Source organism: uncultured Veillonella sp., assembly GCF_915069625.1.
Taxonomy (GTDB): Bacteria; Bacillota; Negativicutes; order Veillonellales; family Veillonellaceae; genus Veillonella.
The window spans coordinates 1-3715 of the sequence record NZ_CAJZFD010000183.1; the positions used below are offsets into that span (position 1 = coordinate 1).

The window sequence follows — 3715 nt, forward strand, 5'->3', positions numbered from 1 at the left end:
GAATCATTCCTTTATTAAATAGTGCATTAGCAAATTCTTTTGCATTAAATGGACGCAAGTCATCCATGCCTTCGCCAACGCCAATCCAGCGAACAGGTACGCCTAATTCTTCTTTAATGGAGATAACTACGCCACCTTTTGCTGTACCATCAAGCTTAGTAACAACAATACCATTTACTGGTACGGCTTGACCAAATAATTTAGCTTGGCTTACTGCATTTTGACCTGTAGTGCCGTCTAACACGAGCAATGTTTGATGCGGAGCCCCTTCTACGTGGTTATTCGCTACGCGGCCTATCTTCTTAAGTTCTTCCATTAGGTTAACTTTAGTATGTAGACGACCAGCTGTATCGACGATAACAAGGTCTGCATTACGAGCTTTTGCCGCTTCCATTGCATCGTATACAACGGCTGCAGGATCAGCGCCTTCTTTATGTTTAACGATAGGCACACCTACGCGATCAGCCCAAATAGATAATTGGTCAGCTGCAGCGGCACGGAATGTATCGCCTGCAGCGATAATAACCTTTTTACCTTCTTTAGTGTAATAGTTAGCTAACTTAGCGATAGTCGTAGTTTTACCAACACCGTTTACACCAACTACAAGAATAACTTCTGGGTGATGTAGTGTAATCTCATCTTCTTGGTCAACAAGCATTTCTGTAATACGGTCTTCCATAAACGGCATTACATCACCAGTATTGTTGATAATACCTTCTGTAACACCACGACGGATTTCCTTCATCAAATACTCTGTAGTCTTAGGACCAAGATCACTAGTAAGCATAACTGCTTCTAAATCATCAAGAAAATCATCATCAATTTCTGCATAACCAATGATCACTGTTTCTACATTTTTTACAAAGGACTTACGAGTTTTTTCTAAGCCCTCTTTAATTTTATTAAAGAATCCAAATGCCATTATGCTAGATCCTCCTTCACATCTTCAAATGAAACTGTTAACAATCGAGATACACCGCGTTCCACCATGGTAACCCCTTGTAATACTTCGGCAGCTTCCATCGTTTTCTTACGATGTGATACGACGATAAACTGTGTTTCCTTATTTACCCGATTCAAATAAGAACTAAATCGCTCTACATTTGCTTCATCCAAAGCAGCATCAACTTCGTCAAGCACACAGAATGGAGCCGGACGATAGTCGAGGAACGAGAACAATAAGGCAATAACTGTAAGTGCTCGTTCTCCACCAGATAATAACGTTAATTGCTGACGCTTTTTCCCTGGTGGTTGGATGTAGAAATCAATACCACCAGTCAAGATATTTTCTGGGTCGGTAAGTACGATTTGAGCCGTACCACCACCAAATAATTGACTGAATACATGTTGGAACTGCTTACCTACCACCTCTAATACATCATAGAGTTGCGTGCTCATGGCCTTATCCATTTCAGCGATAACTGCCTGTAATTGCTCTTTTGCCGTATCGAGATCTGATAATTGATTCGATAAGAAATCATACCGAGTTTTCGTCTCTTCATACTCTTCTACAGCATTAGGATTTACAGATCCAAGTTCTGCAATTTCCGCCATTAAACGAGCTTGTTCCATTTTCCAATCATTCACAGAGCCGGCAATATTTATATGCTGTGCATCTTCCAATGAATAGCCTAATTCATTCAAATCCTCTACAGCACGATCACAATCCATACGATAACGCGTCAATTTACCTTCTGCTTCAACTAGACGATTTTGAACCACCTTATACCGCTGGTTGAGTCGGTCTTGTTCAGCTAAAATTGATTCAATCTCCTCCCGTGCACCAGCAGTCGATTGATACGCTTCATCACGTAAAGCGCGAAATTTTTCAACCTCTCCACGAATCGCTTCAAGAGACTCATTAGCAACTCGAATTTGTTCAGGAATCACAACATTCAAACGCTCTTCACTAGAGCGTAATAACTCCATGAGAGGTTCTAAGCGAGATGCTATGGTTTCCAAATTTTGCTTTCGTTGTTTTTGTTGTACCTTACGTTCTTCTATAGTGCTTTCTAAACGTTCACAAAACAATCTAGAGGCTGTGAAAGCTTCATAGGCCTCTTGCTGTGCCTTTTGCAGCGTACTTAATCGTTCCATAATTGCCGATTGATCACCTTGTTGTTCAGGTGAATTATGTAACGCTGACAATTCCGATTCAGATTGTGAAAGCACATGTTTTGTTTGTCCCATGTCCACGTCAATTTGAACGATACGTTCCTGTTCATCATGAAGCACACGCTTTTTACGTTCTAATTGATTTTCAATGTTCTGAATCTTCGCTTGACTAGCCGAAAACAAAAGATTGGTATGTTGATATTGTTCATCCAACACACTTCGCTCACGTTGCGCTCGTTCAATATGATTTTCTTCATCCTTAATTTGTTGTTCAAGCTTGGCCGTACGCTCTTCTACAGAAGCTAATTCGGCCTCTAAACGAGCCGCCTCTTCACGACGACTTAACAAGGAACTGCGTTTTTTCTTCGTTGCACCACCAGTTAAGGAACCACCTGGTTGGAATTGTTCCCCCGTCAATGTAACGATACGTAACTGCTGATTATATTTCTTTTGTAACGCAATAGCCCGTTCCATTGTTTCTACAACTAATGTACGGCCCAACAAGTATTGGAAAATATGATTATAGGCAGCATCGAATTCAATACAGTCGACAGCTGTCCCAATGACACCATCTTCCGACAATGCAGGAGTATCATAAGGTCGCCCTTTCACAGAATCCATCGGTAAAAAGGTAACGCGACCCCCTTGAATTGATTTAAGGAATTGAACGCCTTCAGATGCGGCTTTAGCTGTCGTTGTCACAACATGGTTAACACTACCACCTAATGCGATTTCGATAGCGACAGTAAAGCGGTTATCTACGGTAAATAAATCACCTACCGCCCCTTTAATCGCTTCACGCCATGGGCCCTTACCGTTAAGGATGTTTTTAGTTCCTTCTAAGTAACCTTCATGTTGTTCTGCCCATTGTGCTAATAATTCTAATCGCCCCTGTGCCTTTTGCACATCGCTACTCATGCGATTTAATGCTTTTCGAGCTTCTCGCAATCGTTCTGATGCAGACCGTTCTTCATCAACTAAGGACTTCCGTTTATTAGATAACTCATTAAATTGAGTTTCTAAAGATTCATGTTCAGATTTCGCTGCCGATAAATTGGATTGAACCTCTTTAATTTCCGTTTCTAATGTTTCTACTTGAACGGCGGACTCAGATTTACGAGATTCTAAATTTCGCAATGTAGCCTTCGCTGTTTCAATACTAGCAACTAAATCTAATTGACGCTGTTGAAAGGCTTGTCTGTCGCTTTCTAGGGACTTCCATGATGATTGTTCCGCATCTAATTGAGCAATGGCTTTATTATAATTTTCCTCTAAAACTACGAATTGAGTGCGTTCAGATTCTAATTGAGCCGTTTCATCCTCAATAAGGCGATCTAAAATAAGCAATTGCTGCTCTTCACCCTTTTTAGACGCTTCTGCTTCGCTAATACGCAGAGAAGTATCTTCTACTTCGCGCTTAGTTGTACGCAACTGTTCTTCTAGTAGTGTTACAGTACCATTGATGCGTTCTTCTTCTCGTTGTTTTTCGCTAAACTGTGCTTCCCAAGATTTTAATTGTTCTTGATCCTTTGCATTTTCAGCTTGTAATGTATGACGTCGTGCATCGAGAGTCGATAATTGCGTTTGTAATTCAATTTCC

2 protein-coding genes are annotated in these 3715 nt (G+C 40.9%); both read right to left on the reverse strand.

Annotation, left to right across the window (positions count from 1 at the left end; genetic code table 11):
* On the reverse strand, positions 1 to 922 hold a 922-nt coding region (ftsY, locus tag QZ548_RS08490), incomplete at its 3' end, for a signal recognition particle-docking protein FtsY (RefSeq protein WP_295869698.1).
* A partial coding sequence (gene smc / locus QZ548_RS08495) for a chromosome segregation protein SMC (protein WP_295869699.1) occupies positions 922 to 3715 on the reverse strand: 2794 nt, incomplete at its 5' end. The genes ftsY and smc, both read right to left, overlap by 1 nt.